The organism is Dactylosporangium sp. NPDC000555 (assembly GCF_040300025.1).
Taxonomy (GTDB): Bacteria; Actinomycetota; Actinomycetes; order Mycobacteriales; family Micromonosporaceae; genus Dactylosporangium.
This window is the reverse complement of record NZ_JBEPDB010000130.1, coordinates 1-16,161: the sequence shown is the minus strand read 5'-3', so window position 1 is coordinate 16,161 and position 16,161 is coordinate 1. Positions and strand designations below refer to the sequence as shown.

Below are 16,161 nucleotides of genomic sequence, written 5' to 3'. Positions count from 1 at the left end.
GGCCGGCCGGACGGCACGCGCGGAGCCAGCGCGACGGCCAGGAACGCGAGCACCACCAGGCCCGTCGCGAGCTGCGGCAGCGCGACCGGCGACGTCTCGGCGTATCCGGCGGCGCGGTAGGACGCGGCGACGCCGGTGACGGCGGGCGAGAGCGCGTACACCCCGGCGAGCAGCAGCGCCGGCCCGACGAGGAACCAGCCGCCGCCGGCGGCCGTGGCGGTGGGCGGCTCACGGCGGCGACCGAGGCAGGCCCAGACGAACAGGGCGCACTCGGCGAGGGCGACCGGGGCCGCCCACCACCACGACCGCCAGGACAGGTCCACGGTCGACAGCGCGGCGTGCTCGAGCGCCGCGGCGGCCAGGCCGGCCGGTACGCCGACGCCGGCCGGGGCGCCGGCCGCGGCGGTCGCGGTCAGCCAGGCGAGGCCGGCGAGCAGGCCGGCCGAAGCGGTGTACAGCTGCGGCTGGCCGCCGTGCACGAAGACCAGTGCGAGCCGGGCGGCGGCGAGGCCGAGGGCGCCGGCGAGGGCCACGCGCCGGACGCCGATGCGCGCGGCCAGCGGTACCGTGCCCACTGCGGCGACGAACCAGGCCAGCGCGAACAGGCCCATCAGCTCGGCCGGGGTCGACGCCGCCTGCCCGAAGATGGTGATGATCGACGGGAGCCAGACCCGCAGGAGATCGACCAGCAGCAGGATGCCTGCCGCTGTCGCGATGGTGGTCGCGTGCTCAGTCCTCGCGGACCACGACCTGGACGGCGGCGTCATCGTCGAGACGATAGCCGACGCCGCGCACGGTGGCGATGATGCGTGCGGCGTCGCCCAGCTTCACCCGCAGACGGCGGACGTGGACGTCGACCGTGCGCTCGGTGCCGACCATGTCGTAGCCCCACACCTGGCGCAGCAGCTGCGCCCGGCTGAACACGCGGCGCGGGTGTTCGCACAGGAAGAGGAAGAGGTCATACTCCCGGCGGGTCAGCGGCACCGGCGCGCCGTCCTGCAGGACCAGGCGGGAGCCGGTGCACAGGTAGAGCGAGGGCGCGTCGGGCGTGGCGCGGCCGATGCGCCTGGCCTTCGCGTCGCCGCCGGCCGGAGCGGTCGGCGGCTCCGTCGTGGCGGAGACGCCCGGCGCGGCCTCCACGAGGCGCAGGGCGCGGGCCTGAGGGGCAGGTGCGGAGCCGGTGCGCGGAAGCGTCACGTTGCGCTGGATGTGTTGGGTGGCCTGGCTGGCGGCGAGCGCCTCAAGGTCGCTGAGCAAGCGGGATGCCTCCGGTGGGAGTTCCTCGCCGTTGAGCGTGATGTGGACGGTGATGGTGACCACGGAAGTTGCGACGTCTGGAGCGCCGACGACCGAAACGGCCATTTCTAATCCTCTCGAAAACCTTCTGAATGAACGCCCATTTCAACCGGGGGTCACTCGACAAAGGCCGTCGAAATGGTGCTCGCGGCGGGATATCCACATTGGATCTAGTTGCACCTCATGGCACATGGCATCGACCTTACCAGGAACGTCACATGAAGCGACAGTCGTGTAACATGCCGCACATAATAGATCGAGACTAATTAGTCAGACGTTTTGGGTTGGTATTCACCGGCAATTCACGAGACCGGTACCCCGATAACTTTCGGTGAGCCCGTCCTCGCGGTCAATGGCTTCCCATATTGTGGAAGATCGTCTCATCGTGTTACATCACCACCCGCGCATGCAGCGCAGACATCGCCCGTAAATCCTATCTGCTAGATAGAGTCAGTTCTTCCACCATATGAGATGGCGGCGCGAAGCTCGCGCGGGCTGACAATACTCGCCCCGAGCTGCGTCACTCGCTGCCGGAGGAGCCGGTCGGATGTCACCACGATGACGGGCCGGTGATCCACATTGCCGCGCACGAGCGCCACAATGTGATCGTCGCCGGATTGCGGGGCCGCCTCGACGGGCACTCCGCCGACCGGCGGCACCCCGCGAGCGGCGCCCTCCACCACCAGGACGACGTCCCCGGGAAGTGCGGATCGGTCGCGATCGGCCAGGGCGTCGCGCAGCCGGGCCGCCGCCCCCGCGCGATCGCGCCACCAGCCGTCCGGCACCGAGCCGACCACGTTCGCACCGTCGACGATGATGAGCGGTTCCATGCGGTCAGTCTTACCCCGGCGGCCCGCCGAGCGGCGGCGGTCGACGGTCCACTGTGGATCCCGCTGCGCGAAACCGGTCGCCGGGGCCTCCTTCTGCTTTGATGGGCGGTATGGCGCGCACGCGGCTCTACCGGGACGGACGGCTGGAAGCCGAGGACTTCCCGCTCGAGGACATATCGGAGCACCTCGAGGAACCGGGCACGGTGGTGTGGCTGGACCTGGCGGACCCGGACCGGAAGGACTACCAGCGGGTGCAGGAGGAGTTCGGTCTGCACCGGCTGGCGATCGAGGACGCCGCCTCGCCGCACGAGCGGCCCAAGCTCAGCCACTACCCGTCGCACGTGTTCTTCAACGCGTACGCCGTCGGCTTCGACCGGCCGGCCGGCGACCTGGACATTCACGAGGTGTCGGTGTTCGCAACCGAGCGGGCCCTGATCACCGTGCACGCCGCCGACTTCGACATGGACCCCGTGGTCGAGCACTGGGACGCCACCGCGGACCTGGCCGGGCACGGGGTCGCCTACCTGGCGCACGGCCTGCTCGACGTCGTCGTCGACGGGCAGTTCGACGCGGTGCGGCAGCTCGACGAGGCGCTGGAGGCGCTGGAGGACCACCTGTTCGAGGAGACGCCGCAGGCGATCCGCAGGGTGCAGCGGCGCAGCTTCCGGCTGCGCAAGAGCCTCGGCCGGCTGCGCAAGGTGGCCCTGCCGATGCGCGAGCTGGTCAACGGCCTCATGCGCGCCCGCGAGCACCTCGTGGACGACGAGATGCTGCCGTATTACCACGACCTCTACGACCACGTTCTGCGTGTGGCGGAGTTCACCGAGTCCCTGCGCGACTTCACCGCCACGATCCTGGAGTCCAACCTGGCGGTGCAGGGTAACCGGCAGAACAGCATCATGAAGAAGGTCACCAGCTGGGCCGCCATCATCGCGGTACCGACGGCCGTTACCGGTTACTACGGGCAGAATCTGCCGTTTCCGGGTTTTGAGAAGCAGTGGGGGTTCCTGGTCTCGGCGGTGCTCATCGTGCTTCTGTCAGTGGGGCTGTACGTCACCTTCAAACGCAAGGATTGGCTTTGACTACCCTCCCCGTCCTCAAGGGACGGGGATTCCCTGGGTCGCCCCAGGGGGTTCCTGCTTCGCCGACGACTGCCCCGTCCGAGAGGACTCTCGTTGAGGTCTTACACCGCCTCCACAGGCAATCACGGAGAGCCCCTCCGCGAGGATGTTGCGGGCCGCGTTCACGTCACGGTCGTGGACGCGCCCGCATCGGCACGTCCACGACCGCACGTGCAGCGGCATCCGCTCGGCGTGCGCACCGCAGGCAGCGCACAGCTTGGACGACGGGAACCAGCGGTCCACGACGACCAGGTTCCGGCCGTGCCATTCGGCCTTGTACTCCAGCAGGGTGCGGAACTGCCGCCAGGCCGCATCCGAGATCGCGCGGGCCAGGCTGCGATGCTTGACCATGTTCCGCACGGTCAGATCCTCGATCACGATCGTTTGGTTCTCACGAACGAGCCGAGTGGACAGCTTGTGCAGGTGGTCGCGGCGCCGGTCGGCGATCCGGGCATGGACGCGGGCGACCTTGACCCGGGCCTTCGCCCGGTTCGCGGAACCCTGCACCTTCCTGGCGAGGTTCCTGTGGGCGCGGGCGAGCGCGGCCCGGTCGCGGCGCTCGTGCCGCGGGTTGCTGATCTTCTCCCCGGTGGACAGGGTGAGCAGGCTGTTCAGCCCGGCGTCGACACCGACCGCGTCCGTGGCCGGGACCTGCTCGATCACGTCGTCGCAGAGCAGGGACACGAACCAGCGGCCCGCCGCGTCCTGGCTGACGGTCACCGTGGACGGGGATACACCGTCGGGCAGGGGCCGGGACCACACGATGTGCAGGGGTTCGGTCATCTTCGCCAACGTGAGTTGGCCGTCGCGGTACCGGAACGCGCTGGTGGTGTACTCCGCCGAGCGGCGCGACTGCTTCTTGGACTTGAAGGTGGGGTAGCGGGCGCGTTTGGCGAAGAAGTTGGCGTACGCGACTTGCAGGTGCCGCAGCGTCTGCTGCAACGGCACGGAGGAGACGTCGTTGAGGAAGGCGAGTTCCTCGGTCTTCTTCCACGCGGTCAGCATCGCGCTGGTGGTGGTGTAGTTGACCCGTTCCTGGCGCAGCGTCCACGCCTCGGTCCGGGCCCGCAACGCCATGTTGTAGACCAGCCGGACACACCCGAACGTCCGGGCAAGCTCGGACGCCTGCTCGACGTTGGGGTAGAAGCGGTACTTGAACGCCCGCTCCACACCCCTGGACACGGCTCACAATCTAGAACGCTCATCAGTGAACACTGCTGTGACACACCGATCGGCCTTGGCGGCGGATCGGCCTTCTCCGCCCTGCTCCGCAGGGGTTCCGTTTCCTCTCCGGCCTGAAGGCCGGAGGATCCACGAAAGGAATCCGATGACTGAACACTTCGACGTCGTCGTCCTGGGTGCCGGCCCGGGTGGCTACACCGCCGCCGTGCGATCGGCGCAGCTCGGCCTGCGTACCGCCATCGTCGAGGACAAGTACTGGGGTGGCGTCTGCCTCAACGTCGGCTGCATCCCCTCCAAGGCACTGCTGCGCAACGCCGAGCTGGCGCACATCTTCACCGCCGAGGCCAAGACGTTCGGCATCCAGGGCGAGGTCACGTTCGACTACTCCGCCGCCTTCCAGCGCAGCCGCAAGGTGGCCGACGGGCGGGTCAAGGGCGTGCACTACCTGATGAAGAAGAACGAGATCCGGCAGTACCACACCAAGGGCACGTTCCTCGACGACCACACGCTGCAGGTCGGCGACGAGACCATCACCTTCGCCAACTGCATCATCGCCACCGGGGCGACGACCCGGCTGCTGCCCGGCACCACGCTGTCGGAGCGGGTCGTGACCTACGAGGAGCAGATCCTCACCGAGGAGCTGCCGTCCTCGATCATCATCGCCGGGGCGGGCGCCATCGGCGTGGAGTTCGCCTACGTGCTGCACAACTACGGGGTGAAGGTCACCATCGTCGAGTTCCTGGACCGGATCGTGCCGCTGGAGGACGCCGAGGTGTCGGCGGAGCTGCTCAAGCGGTACAAGAGGCTTGGCATTTCGGTCCTGACCTCGACCCGCGTCGAGTCGGTCGACGAGACCGGTGACGGCGTGCGCGTGACGGTGTCCTCGAAGGGCCAGTCGCAGACGCTGGAGGCGGACAAGCTTCTGCAGGCCATCGGCTTCGCGCCGCGGGTGGACGGCTACGGCCTCGAGAAGACCGGCGTCAAGCTGACCGACCGCGGCGCGATCGACGTCGACGGGCGGCTGCGCACCAACGTCGCGCACATCTACGCGATCGGCGACGTCACCGCCAAGCTCATGCTCGCGCACGCGGCGGAGTCGATGGGCATCGTCGCCGCCGAGACGATCGCCGGGGCCGAGACGATGGAGCTCGACTACGTCATGATCCCCCGGGCGACGTACTGCCAGCCGCAGATCGCGAGCTTCGGCTGGACCGAGGAGCAGGCCCGCGCGAAGGGCTTCGACGTCAAGGTCGCGAAGTTCCCGTTCACCGCCAACGGCAAGGCGCACGGCCTCGGCGACGCGACCGGGTTCGTGAAGCTGATCAGCGACGCGAAGTACGGCGAACTGCTGGGCGGCCACCTCATCGGGCCGGAGGTCACCGAGCTGCTGCCCGAACTCACGCTGGCGCAGCAATGGGACCTCACCGTCCACGAGGTGGCGCGCAACGTTCACGCCCACCCGACCCTGGGCGAGGCGGTCAAGGAGGCCGTCCACGGGCTGGCCGGACACATGATCAACATGTAGTCCAGCACGCGGGATCGGCGGGACGGCGACGCGCCGCCCGCCGATCCCGATCGGTACGCTTTGCCTCATGCGGCAGGAGTGGCACCACTTCACTTACCCCGGTCCGGAGATCTCCCGCGTCGCCGTCCCGGGCAACCAGGATGACGACGAGTTCGGCCTCGACCGGTGGCGCACGCTGCCCCGGGCCCAGACCCCGCCGTGGCCCGATCAGGCCGCCGTCGACGAGGTCGGGCAGCTGCTGACGTCCGTGCCGCCGATCGTCGCCCCCTACGAGGTCGACCAGCTGCGCGAGCGCCTCGCCCTCGTCGCCGACGGCAAGGCGTTCATGCTGCAGGGCGGTGACTGTGCCGAGACCTTCACCGACAACACCGAGGCCCACGTCCTGGGCAACGCCCGCACGCTGCTGCAGATGGCGGTCGTGTTGACCTATGGCGCTTCGCTGCCGGTCGTGAAGATCGGCCGCGTCGCCGGCCAGTTCACCAAGCCGCGCTCGTCCGCGCTCGACTCGCTGGGCCTGCCCGCCTATCGCGGTGACATGATCAACTCGCTCGACCAGGACCCGGAGGCGCGCGTCGCCGACCCGCAGCGCATGGTCCGGGCCTACGCCAACTCCTCGAGCGCGATGAACATGCTGCGCGCCTACCTCGGCGGCGGCATGGCCGACCTGCACGCCGTGCACGACTGGAACAAGGGCTTCGTGGTGACCTCGCCGGCCGGGCAGCGCTACGAGGCGATCGCCCGCGAGATCGACCGGGCGCTGCGCTTCATGCAGGCCTGCGGCGTCAACGACGACGAGGCACTACGCAGCGTCACGCTGTACTGCTCGCACGAGGCCCTCGCGCTGGAGTACGAGCGGCCGCTGGTGCGCATCGCGGGCGGCCGGCCGTATGGGCTGTCCGGGCACTTCCTGTGGATCGGCGAGCGCACCCGCCAGCTCGACGGCGCGCACGTCGACTTCATGTCGCGCATCGCCAACCCGATCGGCGTCAAGCTCGGCCCGACCACCTCGCCGGAGCAGGCGCTGGAGCTCTTCGAGCGGCTCAACCCGCAGAACATCCCCGGCCGCCTCACGTTCGTGTCCCGGATGGGCAGCACCAAGGTCCGCGACGCGCTGCCGCCGATCGTGGAGAAGGTCACCGCGGCCGGCTGCCGGGTCGTCTGGCAGTGCGACCCGATGCACGGCAACACGCACGAGTCGTCCAACGGATACAAGACCCGCCACTTCGACCGCATCGTCGACGAGGTCCTCGGCTACTTCGAGGTCCACCGCGAGCTGGAGACCCACCCGGGCGGCCTGCACGTGGAGCTGACCGGCGAGGACGTCACCGAGTGCCTCGGCGGCGCGCAGGCCATCGTCGACGAGGACCTGCCGGACCGCTACGAGACCGCCTGCGACCCGCGCCTCAACACCCAGCAGTCGCTGGAGCTGGCGTTCCTCGTCGCGGAGATGCTGCGTGGCTGACGTCGTCGTCGACTTCAGGTCCGACACGCTCACCCGGCCGTCGCCCGCCATGCGCGAGGCGATGGCCGCGGCCGAGGTCGGCGACGACGTGTTCGACGAGGACCCGACGCTGCACGAGCTGCAGGAGTACGTCGCCGGGCTCTTCGGCCACGAGGCCGCGCTGTTCGCGCCCAGCGGCACGATGGCCAACCAGATCGCCCTGCAGCTCGCCGTGCCGCGCGGCGAGGAGCTGCTCTGCGACGCCGCCGCGCACGTGGTCACCGACGAGATCGGCGCTGCCGCGGCGCTCGGCGGCGTGTCGACGCGCACCTGGCCGTCGGTCGGCGCCGACCTCGACCCGGCCGTGGTCGCCGACATGATCCGCCCCGAGGGCTTCGTCGCCGTCGCGACCCGCGCGATCGCCGTCGAGCAGACCCACAACCGCCAGGGCGGCGCGGTCCTGCCGCTGGCGGCCCTCCGGGCCCTCCGCACGATCGCCGACGACGCGGGTGTACACCTGCACTGCGACGGCGCCCGCATCTGGCACGCCCACGTGGCCGACGGCGTGCCCCTGGCAACCTACGGCCGCCTCTTCGACTCGCTCTCCGTCTGTCTCTCCAAGGGCCTGGGCGCCCCGGTCGGCTCGCTGATCGTCGGCTCGGCGCAGCGCATCGCCGCGGCGCGCAAGCTACGCAAGCGGATGGGCGGCGGCATGCGCCAGGCGGGCATCCTGGCCGCGGCGGGGCTTTACGCGCTGCGCAACAACATCGCGCGGCTGGCCGAGGACCACGATCGCGCCCGCCGCCTCGCCGAGGCCCTGGCCCCGTCCGGGGTCGTCGACCCGGCCCGCATCCGCACCAACATCGTCCCGCTCGACCTGACCGGTGCCCCGGTCGACGGCCCGGCGTTCGCCACGGCGGCGCGCGAGCACGGCATCCTGGTGTCGGTGCTGGGCCTTCGCCTGGTCCGCCTGGTCACGCATCTAGACCAGACCGAGGACGGCATCGATCACGCGGTGAAGGTCCTGCCGATGCTGCTGTCTTCCTGAGCCCGGATATCCCGGGGCTCCGGTCCGGCCTTCGTGATAATGCCGGAAATGGCCAGCGCTACGCCCGAGGTGGCGCAGGTCAGCGCGCCCGCGACGATCATCGCGCCGTCGGCGTGCAGGAGGGCGACGAGGGGCGATGCCGCCGCGGTACCGGCGCCGATCGCGGTCTGGATCACGGCGCCGGCCGCCGCGAAGGCCCGGCCATGCTGGGCCGCCGGCGTACGCCCGCTGATCAGCGCGCTCTGCGAGACGTTCGCCAGGCCGTTGCCCAGCCCGCCGAGCGTGGACGCGACGAACGCGAGCGTCAGGTTCGGGGCCAGCCCGATGCCCGCGATCCCGGCCCCGGTCAGCAGGTTGCCCAGTGCGAGGCCAGCGTGGTCGCTCATCCGGATGCGCGGCAGGATCTGCGCCCCGAGGAGCGCGCCGACGCCCCACAGCGTGAGGTACAGGCCGTAGCCCGACTGGCTCGCCCCCAGCTGCCCCACGAACCGGAACGGCGCGGCCACGTTGTCGATCACCCCGCTGCTGATGGCGATCGCGCTGCCGACCAGCGCCGTGCGGAGCAGCCGATCGGCGAAGATCAGTCGAAGCCCACCCCCGGTCGCCGGCTTTGCCCGCGGCGCGCTCACGGCGTCCGAGTCGCCCGGCGTGCCGGCGGTGTCCGCGTCGATCGGCGTGCGCGACCCGGCCGCCGGCGGCGAGGCACTCGCGGCGGTCGCGCCGGCCGGGCGGCGCCGGGCGGCGAGGGTGGAGCACGCCAGCGTGAGCACGGCGAAGGTGACGGCGTCCATCAGCACGGCGGTCGTCGAGCCGAACGCCCCCGTGAGCAAGCCGCCGGCGGCCGGCCCGGCGATCCAGCCCAGCCCGGTGCCGGTTGCCAGGACGGAGTACCCGCGGGCGGCCCCCTCCTCGCCCGTGATGGCCGGCACCAGGGCGGCCGTGGCCGGGCGTACGAACGCGGAGAACGCCGTGACGCCCGCGAACAGCGCGATGATCGCCCACAGCGGCGTGGCGAACGCGAGCGGCACGCACAGCAGCGCCTGCCCGGCCAGCGCGGCGAGCAGCACCGCCCTGGTCTCGAACCGGTCCACGATACGTCCGGTGATCGGGGCCAGCACGACATACGGCACCAGCTCGGCCGCCAGCAGCCCGGCCACCCAGCCACTGCCGTGCGGCTCCAGCCGCAGCAGGAGCGCGACGAGCGCGGCCGCGTCACCGGCGGTCGAGACCGCGAGTCCGGCGCCGAGGACCGCGAGGTCGCGGCGCATCACGCGGGCACCGCGGGGGCTTCGGGCGCTTCAGGCGCTTCAGGCGCGAGGACCACACCCGGCATGGGTGGGCGCCGGCGCAGATTCACGGCGCCAGACTTCTGGTCACGACCGTCGATGTCAAGCGGGATAACGATAAATGGCGAAATATCGAAATAAATCGGGGGCGTGCCGACTCGGCTTGTCGGTGCCGCTCGGGTGGCGTCCGCGCGGTCTGGGCGTCAGTCCTCTGGTGCCGCGGCGCGCAGGAGCGCGATGTCCGCCGCATGGTCCGCGGCGTCCGTGCCGCTTGGGGTCTCTACGATCAGCGGCACGCCCCGGACCGCCGAGTGCCTGAGCAACTCCGCGAAGGCGTCCGCGCCGATCGTGCCCTTGCCCAGCGACTCGTGGCGGTCGCGGGTCGAGCCGCAGGCGTCCTTCGAGTCGTTGGCGTGGACCAGTCGCAGCCGGTCGGGGCCGACGGCGGTGACGAGCGCGTCGAGCGTCTCGGTCATGCCACCCGGCGTGGCCACGTCGTGGCCCGCGGCCCAGGCGTGGCAGGTGTCGAAGCAGACGCCGAGGTGGGGGTGGTGGTCGACGGCCGTCAGGTACTCGGCAAGGTGCTCCACCCGCGACGCCAGTGACCGCCCGCCGCCCGCGCTCGGCTCGACCAGCAGCGGCGGCCAGCCCTCCCGTTCGGCCTGGTCGAGGAGCGGGAGCAGCACCCGGCGTATCGTCGCGAAGGCCTTTTCGGCGTGGTCGGCGTCCACCGCGGATCCGGCGTGGAACACCACGCCCCGGGCCCCGATGTCCCGGCCCCGGCGCAGCGCGTGCTCGAGCGTGGCCAGCGAGCGCTCCACGGTCGCCTCGGTCGGCGAGCCCAGGTTTACCAGCAGCGCCGCGTGGATGTACGCCGTCACGCCGTGGTCCTCGCAGCCCTCGACGAACGCGTCGTCCTGCTTCGCGTCGCCCGCGGTCAGCGCCCAGCCGCGAGGATTGGAGACGTATACCTGGACCGCCGTCGCCTTCGTCTGCTCGACGTAGCGCAGCGCGGCCTTGGCCAGGCCCCCGGCGGCGGGCGCGTGCCCGCCGACAGGGGCGATGGTGGTGTCAGGCATCAGAAGAAGGCGAACAGGGTGACGTGCTGCCCGGGGACGACCGGCGTGCCGGGCGGTGGATTCTGCTGGCGGACGGTGCCGAAGCCCTGCGCGTCGACGACCAGGCCGAGGCCCTCGAGCTGGGCGCGCGCCTGGTCGAGTGCCATGTTGCGCACCTCGGGCATCGGGATCTGCGCGGGGCCCTTGGAGATCTGCACATCCATGACCATGCCGTCGGCGACGCTGTTGCCGTCGGCGATGCTCTGCGAGACGATCTCGCCCTTGGGCTTGTCGCTGTCGATCTCCTCGACCTTGCCGAGCGAGATCTTCACCTTGGCGAGATCCTGCTTGGCCTGGTCGAGTTGCTTGCCGACGAGCTTCGGGACCTTGACCGGGTTGGGGCCCTTGCTGACGTAGACCGTGATCGCCTGCCCCGGCTTGACCTCCGTGCCGATCTTCGGGTCGGTGTCGAGGACGTAGCCGACCGGCACGGCGTCGTCGAACCGCTCGGCGCGGTTGCCGGTCAGCTTCATGGCCTGCAGGTCGACCTGCGCGAGGTCCCACTCCTTGCCGGCGATGTCGGGCACCTTGTACACCTCGGGGCCCAGCGACAGCGTCAACGTGATCGTGCCGCCGCCGATGATGCGCCCGCCGGGCGGTGGATCCTGGGAGAGGACCTGGTCCTTCGGGACCTTCGTGTCGTACTTCGGGTCGGCGAACTTCACCTTGAAGCCGCCGACGGTGGCCAGGTGCGCGGCCTGGTCCTTGGACTTCGCGGTCAGGTCGGGGGCGTCGGTGTAGCGCCCCACGCCGAACCAGTAGCCGCCGATCGCGACGAGCAGGCCGAACGTCAGCATCGCCGCGATCACGGCGAGCCGGGTTCGTGGGTTGGTGTTGATCCGCTCGAGCAGTCCCGGCATACCGTCGCCGGGGCCGGGTTCGGTGCGTTGCCGGCGGTTCACCGGTTGCGCGGGAGCGGAGGCGGGCAGCCGGGCCCACGAGGGGCGCTGGGTGGCGTGAGTCGCCTGATACGTCTGCGGCACCGACTCGACCCGCGGCACCACCACGGTCGGCGGCGAGACCGTGCGGGCCCGGGTGGTCAGCGCCGTGCCGATGTCCTCGCGGACCGACTGCACCTCGGCGAGCATCGCGCCCGCGTCGGTCGGGCGGCCGCCGGGGTCCCGGCGGGTCGCGCGGGCCACCAGGTCGTCGAGCTGCGGCGGCAGCCCGGGCACGTATCGCGACGGGAACGGCACGTCGCGGTCCACGTGCTGCCAGGCCACCTCGACGGGGCGGTCGGCCTCGTAGGGCACCCGGCCGGTGAGCATCTCGAACAGCACGATGCCGGCCGAGTAGACGTCGGTGCGCGGGTCCGCGTGCCCGTCGGTGACCAGTTCGGGGGCCACATAGGCGACGGTGGCCATCAGGTGCGAGCCGGTCTCGTCGGCGCTTGCCTCGACGGCGCGGGCGAGGCCGAAGTCGGCGACCTTGACGACGCCGTCGATGAGATTGTGCGTCTCGCCCGGCGACTCGGCGACCAGCACGTTCTCCGGCTTGACGTCGCGGTGCACGAGGCCCGCCCGGTGCGCGGCGGCGATCGCGGCGAGCATCTGCTCCATGATCGCGAGGGCGTCCTGCGGCTGCAGGCGGCGCCGCTCGGCGAGCAGCTCGCGCAGGGTCTGGCCGCGCACGTACTCCATCACCAGATACGGCAGGCCGCGGTGCGTGCCCTGGTCATACACGGCGACGACGTTGGGGTGGGTCAGCCGGGCGATCGTCTTGGCCTCGTCGGTGAACCGGTCCAAGAACTGCGGATCACGCGACTGCGCGGGATGAATGATCTTCAGCGCGACGGTGCGCTCGAGCCGCTCATCGAGCGCGGTGTAGACCGTCGCCATGCCGCCTTTGGCGACACGCGAGCGCACGCGGTAGCGCTCGTCGACAAGCGCACCGAGCAGTGGATCGGCGACCGTGGTATCCATTGGCTGCGAGTGTACGGCTGGTGCGGCCGAAGGTCAGCGCCCGTCGCCGGATTGTCCCGACGTGGCGTCGTCATTGGTGATTTGTCCCCGTTTAGAGGGATTTGTCCATGACGGCGAGGGCCACAGACCCGACACGGAGGGTGATGGGCCGGCGGTCTCGCTGGGGCTCACGCTCGGCGACGGGGCCGGGGCGCTCTCCGGAGCCGTTGTCTGCTGCGTCGGTAGCTCTCCCACGACCCGCGGTGGCGCCGGCACCTCCGGCACCACCACGAGCTGCGGGGAGGTGTTCCGGTGCGCCTGCGGCCGGGCCTGGGTCGGCTGCGGCGCCGCCGGCCGGATCGCCGAGGGCGCGGATCCCGGGCTCGTGGCCGGCGCGGCCGGGGCCGCCACCGGCGTCTCGTAGGGCTCGGGCCGCAGCGGCGCCAGGCTGCTCGCCACGGCGAGGTAGGTGCCCGCCGCGCCGCCCGCGACCAGCAGCGCGACCCCGGTGGTGGCGGCGACCCGGTTGCGGTACGCGCCGTGCATGACGTGCTGGCCGCGATGGCGGCGCGGCCCGACCTCGGCCGTCTCCGCCAGGCGCTGCTGCGCGGCCCGCCGCCGGTTCGCGTGCCGGCAGACGTCGTAGCACGCGGAGCGCCAGGCACCGGCGACCTCTCGGTGGACCTTGAGCCAAAGCCCCACTGCCCGTTCCTCCCTCACGACGTGTGCGCATTAATCTGCTGGTGTGAGCGAACAACCTGTCGGCCCCGCCGAGTGGCTGACCATGCCCGACGTGGCCGAACGCCTCGGGATCCCGGTCAACCGGGTGCACCAGCTGGTCCGTGACCATTCCCTCATCGCCGTCCGGGAGGGCGGCGTGCTGCGCGTCCCCGCGGACTTCATCACCGAAACGGGTGTGCTCAAGCACCTTCCGGGCGTACTGACGTTGTTGTACGACGCTGGGTACAACGACGCCGAGGCCATCCGGTGGCTCTACACCGTCGACGAATCGTTGCCCGGCACCCCCGCCGAGGCACTGCACGGCAACCGGGCCACCGAGGTCAAGCGGCGCGCCCAGGCGCTGGGCTTCTGACGGTGCGCTGGACCTACCTGCTGGTGCTCGCCGGCTGCCTGGCCTGCGCGCTCTGGCTCGAGCCGGTGCTCAAGGTGGGTGTACTGCGACAGGTGCGGCGGCTCGTGCTGACCGTCGCACCGGTCGCGGCCGTCTTCGTGGCCTGGGACCTGCTGGCGATCCGCGCCGGGCACTGGACCTTCGACCCGCGGCAGATCACCGGGATCGTCCTGCCCGGCGGCCTGCCCCTGGAGGAGCTGCTGTTCTTCCTGGTCGTGCCGGTGTGCGCGATCCTGGGTTTCGAGGCGACCCGGCAGACGCTGCGGCGCTGGTCCCGCCGATGACCTACACGGCGGCCGCCGCCATCGGTGTCGTTTCGGCGGTGGTACTCGATGTGGCGCTGCTGCGCACGCGCCTGGTGCTCGGCCGCGTGTTCTGGCTCGCGTACCCGATCGTGCTCGCCTTCCAGCTGCTGTCCAACGGGATTCTCACCGGCCGCGGTGTCGTGCTCTACAGCCCGTCGGCCATCCTCGGGATGCGCGTGGCGCACGCCCCGGTCGAGGACCTCGCGTTCGGGTTCGCCCTGGTGCTCAGCACGCTGTCGCTGTGGACCCGCCTCAGACCGCGCGCTGGGTCGCCGCCTGGGCCAGGCCCGTCAGGACCTCCCGGGCCTCGTCCGTGATCTCCGCGGCGTCCAGCGCCCGCAGCGCCGCCCCGGTCAGCTCCGCGATGCGCTCCTCGGTGCGGTGCAGCGCCCCGCTGTCCACGATCGTCCCGCGCAGCAGGGCCACCCCCTGCGCGTCCAGGCCCGGGTCGCCCAGGCGGTTGTCGAACACGCTGTGCCCGGCGCTCTCGATGGCGGCCGCGATCAGGTAGGTTCGCTTGCCCTCGCGCAGGTCGTCCCCGGCCGGCTTGCCGGTCACCGCCGGGTCCCCGAACACGCCGAGCACGTCGTCGCGCAGCTGGAACGCCTCGCCGAGCGGCAGCCCGAACGCCGAGTACGCCTTGGCCAGCGGCGCGTCCCCGGCCAGCGTCGCGCCGAACACCAGCGGCTGCTCGATCGTGTACTTCGCCGACTTGAACCGCGCCACCAGGCTCGCCCGGGCCGTCGACGTGTCGCCCGTGGCCTGCGTCTGCACGTCGAGGTACTGCCCGATGGTCACCTCGCTGCGCATCTCGTCGAACACCGGCCGGGACCGGGCGAGCGTCACCGGGTCGACCCCGCTGGCGTGCAGCATCTCGTCGGACCAGACCAGGCACAGGTCCCCGAGCAGGATCGCCGCCGCCGTGCCGAACCCGTCGCCGTCGCCGCGCCAGCCGCTCGCCCGGTGCAGGTTCGCGAACCGCCGGTGCACCGCCGGCTCCCCGCGCCGCGTCTCCGACCCGTCCATCACGTCGTCGTGGATGAGCGCGCTGGCCTGCACCAGCTCGAGCGCCGCCACGGCCGCGACGATCTCGTCGGTGTCGGCGCCACCGGCCCCGCGATACCCCCAGTACGCGAACGCCGGCCGCAGGCGTTTGCCGCCCCCGAGCACCAGCGCGTCGATGGCGTCGGCTACAGGCAGTAGCGCCTCGGGCTCGATCTCGGCGAGCCGCTCGCGCCGCCGGCGCAGGAACCGGTCGAGGGCCCGCTGGACCCGCACGCGAAGGTCAGCCCGGTCGAGGTAGGGGTGCGTCACGGCAGAGACGCTAGCTCGAAGCCCGCCCCGCCGGCTCGGCGGTGCCCGTCACACCGGGCAACAGTCGCCGCACTGATTCGTACATTTCGGAAAAATCGCGATAAAGAGTGCCAGATCTCAATCCTGGCCGGACCCTTTCGAGATCTCGGAGCACCCGGACCGACCCGCTGGAGACGCACCCCGCCAGCGCCGCGGAGGCCGCGACGCAGGCCTCGTCCAGCTCGCCGGCCGCGACGAGCGCCCGAGCCCGGGCGACGTGCACGAGCCCGGCCGCGCGGAACCGCACGCCCTCGGGCCGGGACGGCGTCCCCGCCGTTCGCGGTCCACCCGGTCCACCCGGTCCACCTGGGCCGCCCGGCACGCCCCGCCGCCGCGTCGACCCGCTCGGCGCGCCGCCGCCCGCGGCCCTGCCGCCCCGATGCGGCTCGGCGGTGCCGGCGGTGGTGCCGGCTCGGGGCGGCCCGGCGCTGTTCGCGTCCGTCCCCGGCCGGTGCGGCCCGGAGGCATTCGTGGACGTGGCACGCCGGTGCGGCCCGGTCGTGCTCGGGAAGGTGGCGGCCCGCTGCAGGTCGGCGGTGTTCATGGACGTGAGCCGTGCGGGCCCGCGGGCCGCGGCGGGCGCCGGGGCCAGGGCCGCGGCCAGCAGCGGCAGCGCGAGCCGG

The 16,161-nt window shown here is 71.5% G+C and carries 15 protein-coding genes and 2 pseudogenes; 7 read left to right on the top strand and 10 right to left on the bottom strand.

Translation table 11 applies throughout. The features are described from left to right. From ABT297_RS40680 to ABT297_RS40670, 3 genes and pseudogenes are all read right to left on the bottom strand, one after another. Nucleotides 1-767 (bottom strand): annotated as a pseudogene (locus ABT297_RS40680) (endonuclease/exonuclease/phosphatase family protein); the annotation flags it as partial. After that, nucleotides 730-1,362, bottom strand: a complete 633-nt coding sequence (locus ABT297_RS40675) for a winged helix-turn-helix domain-containing protein (protein ID WP_350558698.1) — start codon at nt 1,360-1,362, stop codon at nt 730-732. The gene ABT297_RS40675 and the pseudogene ABT297_RS40680, both read right to left, overlap by 38 nt. A gap of 374 nt (nt 1,363-1,736) precedes the next feature. Further along, on the bottom strand, nt 1,737-2,126 hold the full coding sequence (locus ABT297_RS40670; protein ID WP_350558695.1) for an NYN domain-containing protein: 390 nt from the start codon (nt 2,124-2,126) through the stop codon (nt 1,737-1,739). 110 nt (nt 2,127-2,236) lie between these two features. Between ABT297_RS40670 and ABT297_RS40665 the strand changes: the two genes are divergently transcribed. After that, nucleotides 2,237-3,208 carry a magnesium transporter CorA family protein gene (locus ABT297_RS40665; RefSeq protein ID WP_350558692.1) on the top strand — a complete coding sequence of 324 codons (972 nt, stop codon included), beginning with the start codon at nt 2,237-2,239 and terminating at the stop codon, nt 3,206-3,208. A 15-nt stretch (nt 3,209-3,223) separates the two neighbouring features. Here the strand turns inward: ABT297_RS40665 and ABT297_RS40660 are convergent, their stop codons facing one another. After that, the gene (locus ABT297_RS40660; RefSeq protein WP_350558689.1) at nt 3,224-4,429 is read right to left on the bottom strand and encodes an RNA-guided endonuclease InsQ/TnpB family protein; all 1,206 of its coding nucleotides are present in this window, start codon (nt 4,427-4,429) and stop codon (nt 3,224-3,226) included. Nucleotides 4,430-4,574: 145 nt separating this feature from the next. Between ABT297_RS40660 and lpdA the strand changes: the two genes are divergently transcribed. The 3 genes from lpdA (at nt 4,575) to ABT297_RS40645 (ending at nt 8,443) form a co-directional block, all read left to right on the top strand. Further along, nucleotides 4,575-5,954, top strand: coding sequence for a dihydrolipoyl dehydrogenase (gene lpdA, locus ABT297_RS40655; protein ID WP_350558686.1), 1,380 nt, complete (start codon nt 4,575-4,577; stop codon nt 5,952-5,954). A 67-nt stretch (nt 5,955-6,021) separates the two neighbouring features. Beyond that, a complete protein-coding gene (locus ABT297_RS40650) occupies nt 6,022-7,416 on the top strand; it encodes a class II 3-deoxy-7-phosphoheptulonate synthase (RefSeq protein WP_350558683.1) in 1,395 nt (464 codons plus the stop codon). After that, the gene (locus ABT297_RS40645) at nt 7,409-8,443 is read left to right on the top strand and encodes a threonine aldolase family protein (RefSeq protein ID WP_350558680.1); all 1,035 of its coding nucleotides are present in this window, start codon (nt 7,409-7,411) and stop codon (nt 8,441-8,443) included. The genes ABT297_RS40650 and ABT297_RS40645 overlap by 8 nt, the downstream gene beginning before the upstream one ends. Here ABT297_RS40645 and ABT297_RS40640 read toward each other — a convergent pair. The 4 genes from ABT297_RS40640 to ABT297_RS40625 all read right to left on the bottom strand — a co-directional run bounded on the left by ABT297_RS40640 (nt 8,404) and on the right by ABT297_RS40625 (nt 13,450). Then, nucleotides 8,404-9,711: an MFS transporter gene (locus tag ABT297_RS40640; RefSeq protein WP_350558704.1), complete on the bottom strand. Its 1,308-nt coding sequence runs from the start codon at nt 9,709-9,711 to the stop codon at nt 8,404-8,406. The two genes, ABT297_RS40645 and ABT297_RS40640, sit on opposite strands and share 40 nt — an antisense overlap. A 221-nt stretch (nt 9,712-9,932) precedes the next feature. Next, a complete protein-coding gene (locus ABT297_RS40635; RefSeq protein WP_350558677.1) occupies nt 9,933-10,808 on the bottom strand; it encodes a deoxyribonuclease IV in 876 nt (291 codons plus the stop codon). After that, nucleotides 10,808-12,769 (bottom strand): Stk1 family PASTA domain-containing Ser/Thr kinase, encoded by a 1,962-nt coding sequence (locus tag ABT297_RS40630; RefSeq protein WP_350558674.1) that lies wholly within the window; start codon nt 12,767-12,769, stop codon nt 10,808-10,810. The genes ABT297_RS40635 and ABT297_RS40630 overlap by 1 nt, the downstream gene beginning before the upstream one ends. 33 nt (nt 12,770-12,802) lie before the next feature. Next, nucleotides 12,803-13,450, bottom strand: coding sequence for a hypothetical protein (locus ABT297_RS40625; RefSeq protein ID WP_350558671.1), 648 nt, complete (start codon nt 13,448-13,450; stop codon nt 12,803-12,805). Nucleotides 13,451-13,532: 82 nt separating this feature from the next. Here ABT297_RS40625 and ABT297_RS40620 point away from each other — a divergent pair, with 82 nt between their 5' ends. Genes ABT297_RS40620 through ABT297_RS40610 form a run of 3 tightly spaced genes read left to right on the top strand, consistent with a single transcriptional unit; the run spans nt 13,533 to nt 14,502 of the window. Next, complete coding sequence (locus ABT297_RS40620) at nt 13,533-13,841, top strand: Rv2175c family DNA-binding protein (protein WP_350558701.1); 309 nt, start codon at nt 13,533-13,535, stop codon at nt 13,839-13,841. Nucleotides 13,842-13,843: 2 nt separating this feature from the next. Next, nucleotides 13,844-14,164: a lycopene cyclase domain-containing protein gene (locus ABT297_RS40615; RefSeq protein WP_350558668.1), complete on the top strand. Its 321-nt coding sequence runs from the start codon at nt 13,844-13,846 to the stop codon at nt 14,162-14,164. Further along, nucleotides 14,161-14,502 carry a lycopene cyclase domain-containing protein gene (locus tag ABT297_RS40610; RefSeq protein ID WP_350558665.1) on the top strand — a complete coding sequence of 114 codons (342 nt, stop codon included), beginning with the start codon at nt 14,161-14,163 and terminating at the stop codon, nt 14,500-14,502. The genes ABT297_RS40615 and ABT297_RS40610 overlap by 4 nt, the downstream gene beginning before the upstream one ends. Here ABT297_RS40610 and ABT297_RS40605 read toward each other — a convergent pair. After that, nucleotides 14,438-15,499, bottom strand: a complete 1,062-nt coding sequence (locus ABT297_RS40605; protein WP_350558662.1) for a polyprenyl synthetase family protein — start codon at nt 15,497-15,499, stop codon at nt 14,438-14,440. The genes ABT297_RS40610 and ABT297_RS40605 overlap by 65 nt on opposite strands. Nucleotides 15,500-15,509: 10 nt before the next feature. Beyond that, a pseudogene (locus ABT297_RS40600) lies at nt 15,510-16,161 on the bottom strand (hypothetical protein); the annotation flags it as partial.

Bases quoted from the DNA above. Each gene is read 5' to 3' on its own strand.
- ABT297_RS40675 (WP_350558698.1), bottom strand. From the start codon at position 1,362: ATGGCCGTTTCGGTCGTCGGCGCTCCAGACGTCGCAACTTCCGTGGTC.
- ABT297_RS40670 (WP_350558695.1), bottom strand. From the start codon at position 2,126: ATGGAACCGCTCATCATCGTCGACGGTGCGAACGTGGTCGGCTCGGTG.
- ABT297_RS40665 (WP_350558692.1), top strand. From the start codon at position 2,237: ATGGCGCGCACGCGGCTCTACCGGGACGGACGGCTGGAAGCCGAGGAC.
- lpdA (WP_350558686.1), top strand. From the start codon at position 4,575: ATGACTGAACACTTCGACGTCGTCGTCCTGGGTGCCGGCCCGGGTGGC.
- ABT297_RS40650 (WP_350558683.1), top strand. From the start codon at position 6,022: ATGCGGCAGGAGTGGCACCACTTCACTTACCCCGGTCCGGAGATCTCC.
- ABT297_RS40640 (WP_350558704.1), bottom strand. From the start codon at position 9,711: ATGCGCCGCGACCTCGCGGTCCTCGGCGCCGGACTCGCGGTCTCGACC.
- ABT297_RS40635 (WP_350558677.1), bottom strand. From the start codon at position 10,808: ATGCCTGACACCACCATCGCCCCTGTCGGCGGGCACGCGCCCGCCGCC.
- ABT297_RS40630 (WP_350558674.1), bottom strand. From the start codon at position 12,769: ATGGATACCACGGTCGCCGATCCACTGCTCGGTGCGCTTGTCGACGAG.
- ABT297_RS40620 (WP_350558701.1), top strand. From the start codon at position 13,533: ATGCCCGACGTGGCCGAACGCCTCGGGATCCCGGTCAACCGGGTGCAC.
- ABT297_RS40610 (WP_350558665.1), top strand. From the start codon at position 14,161: ATGACCTACACGGCGGCCGCCGCCATCGGTGTCGTTTCGGCGGTGGTA.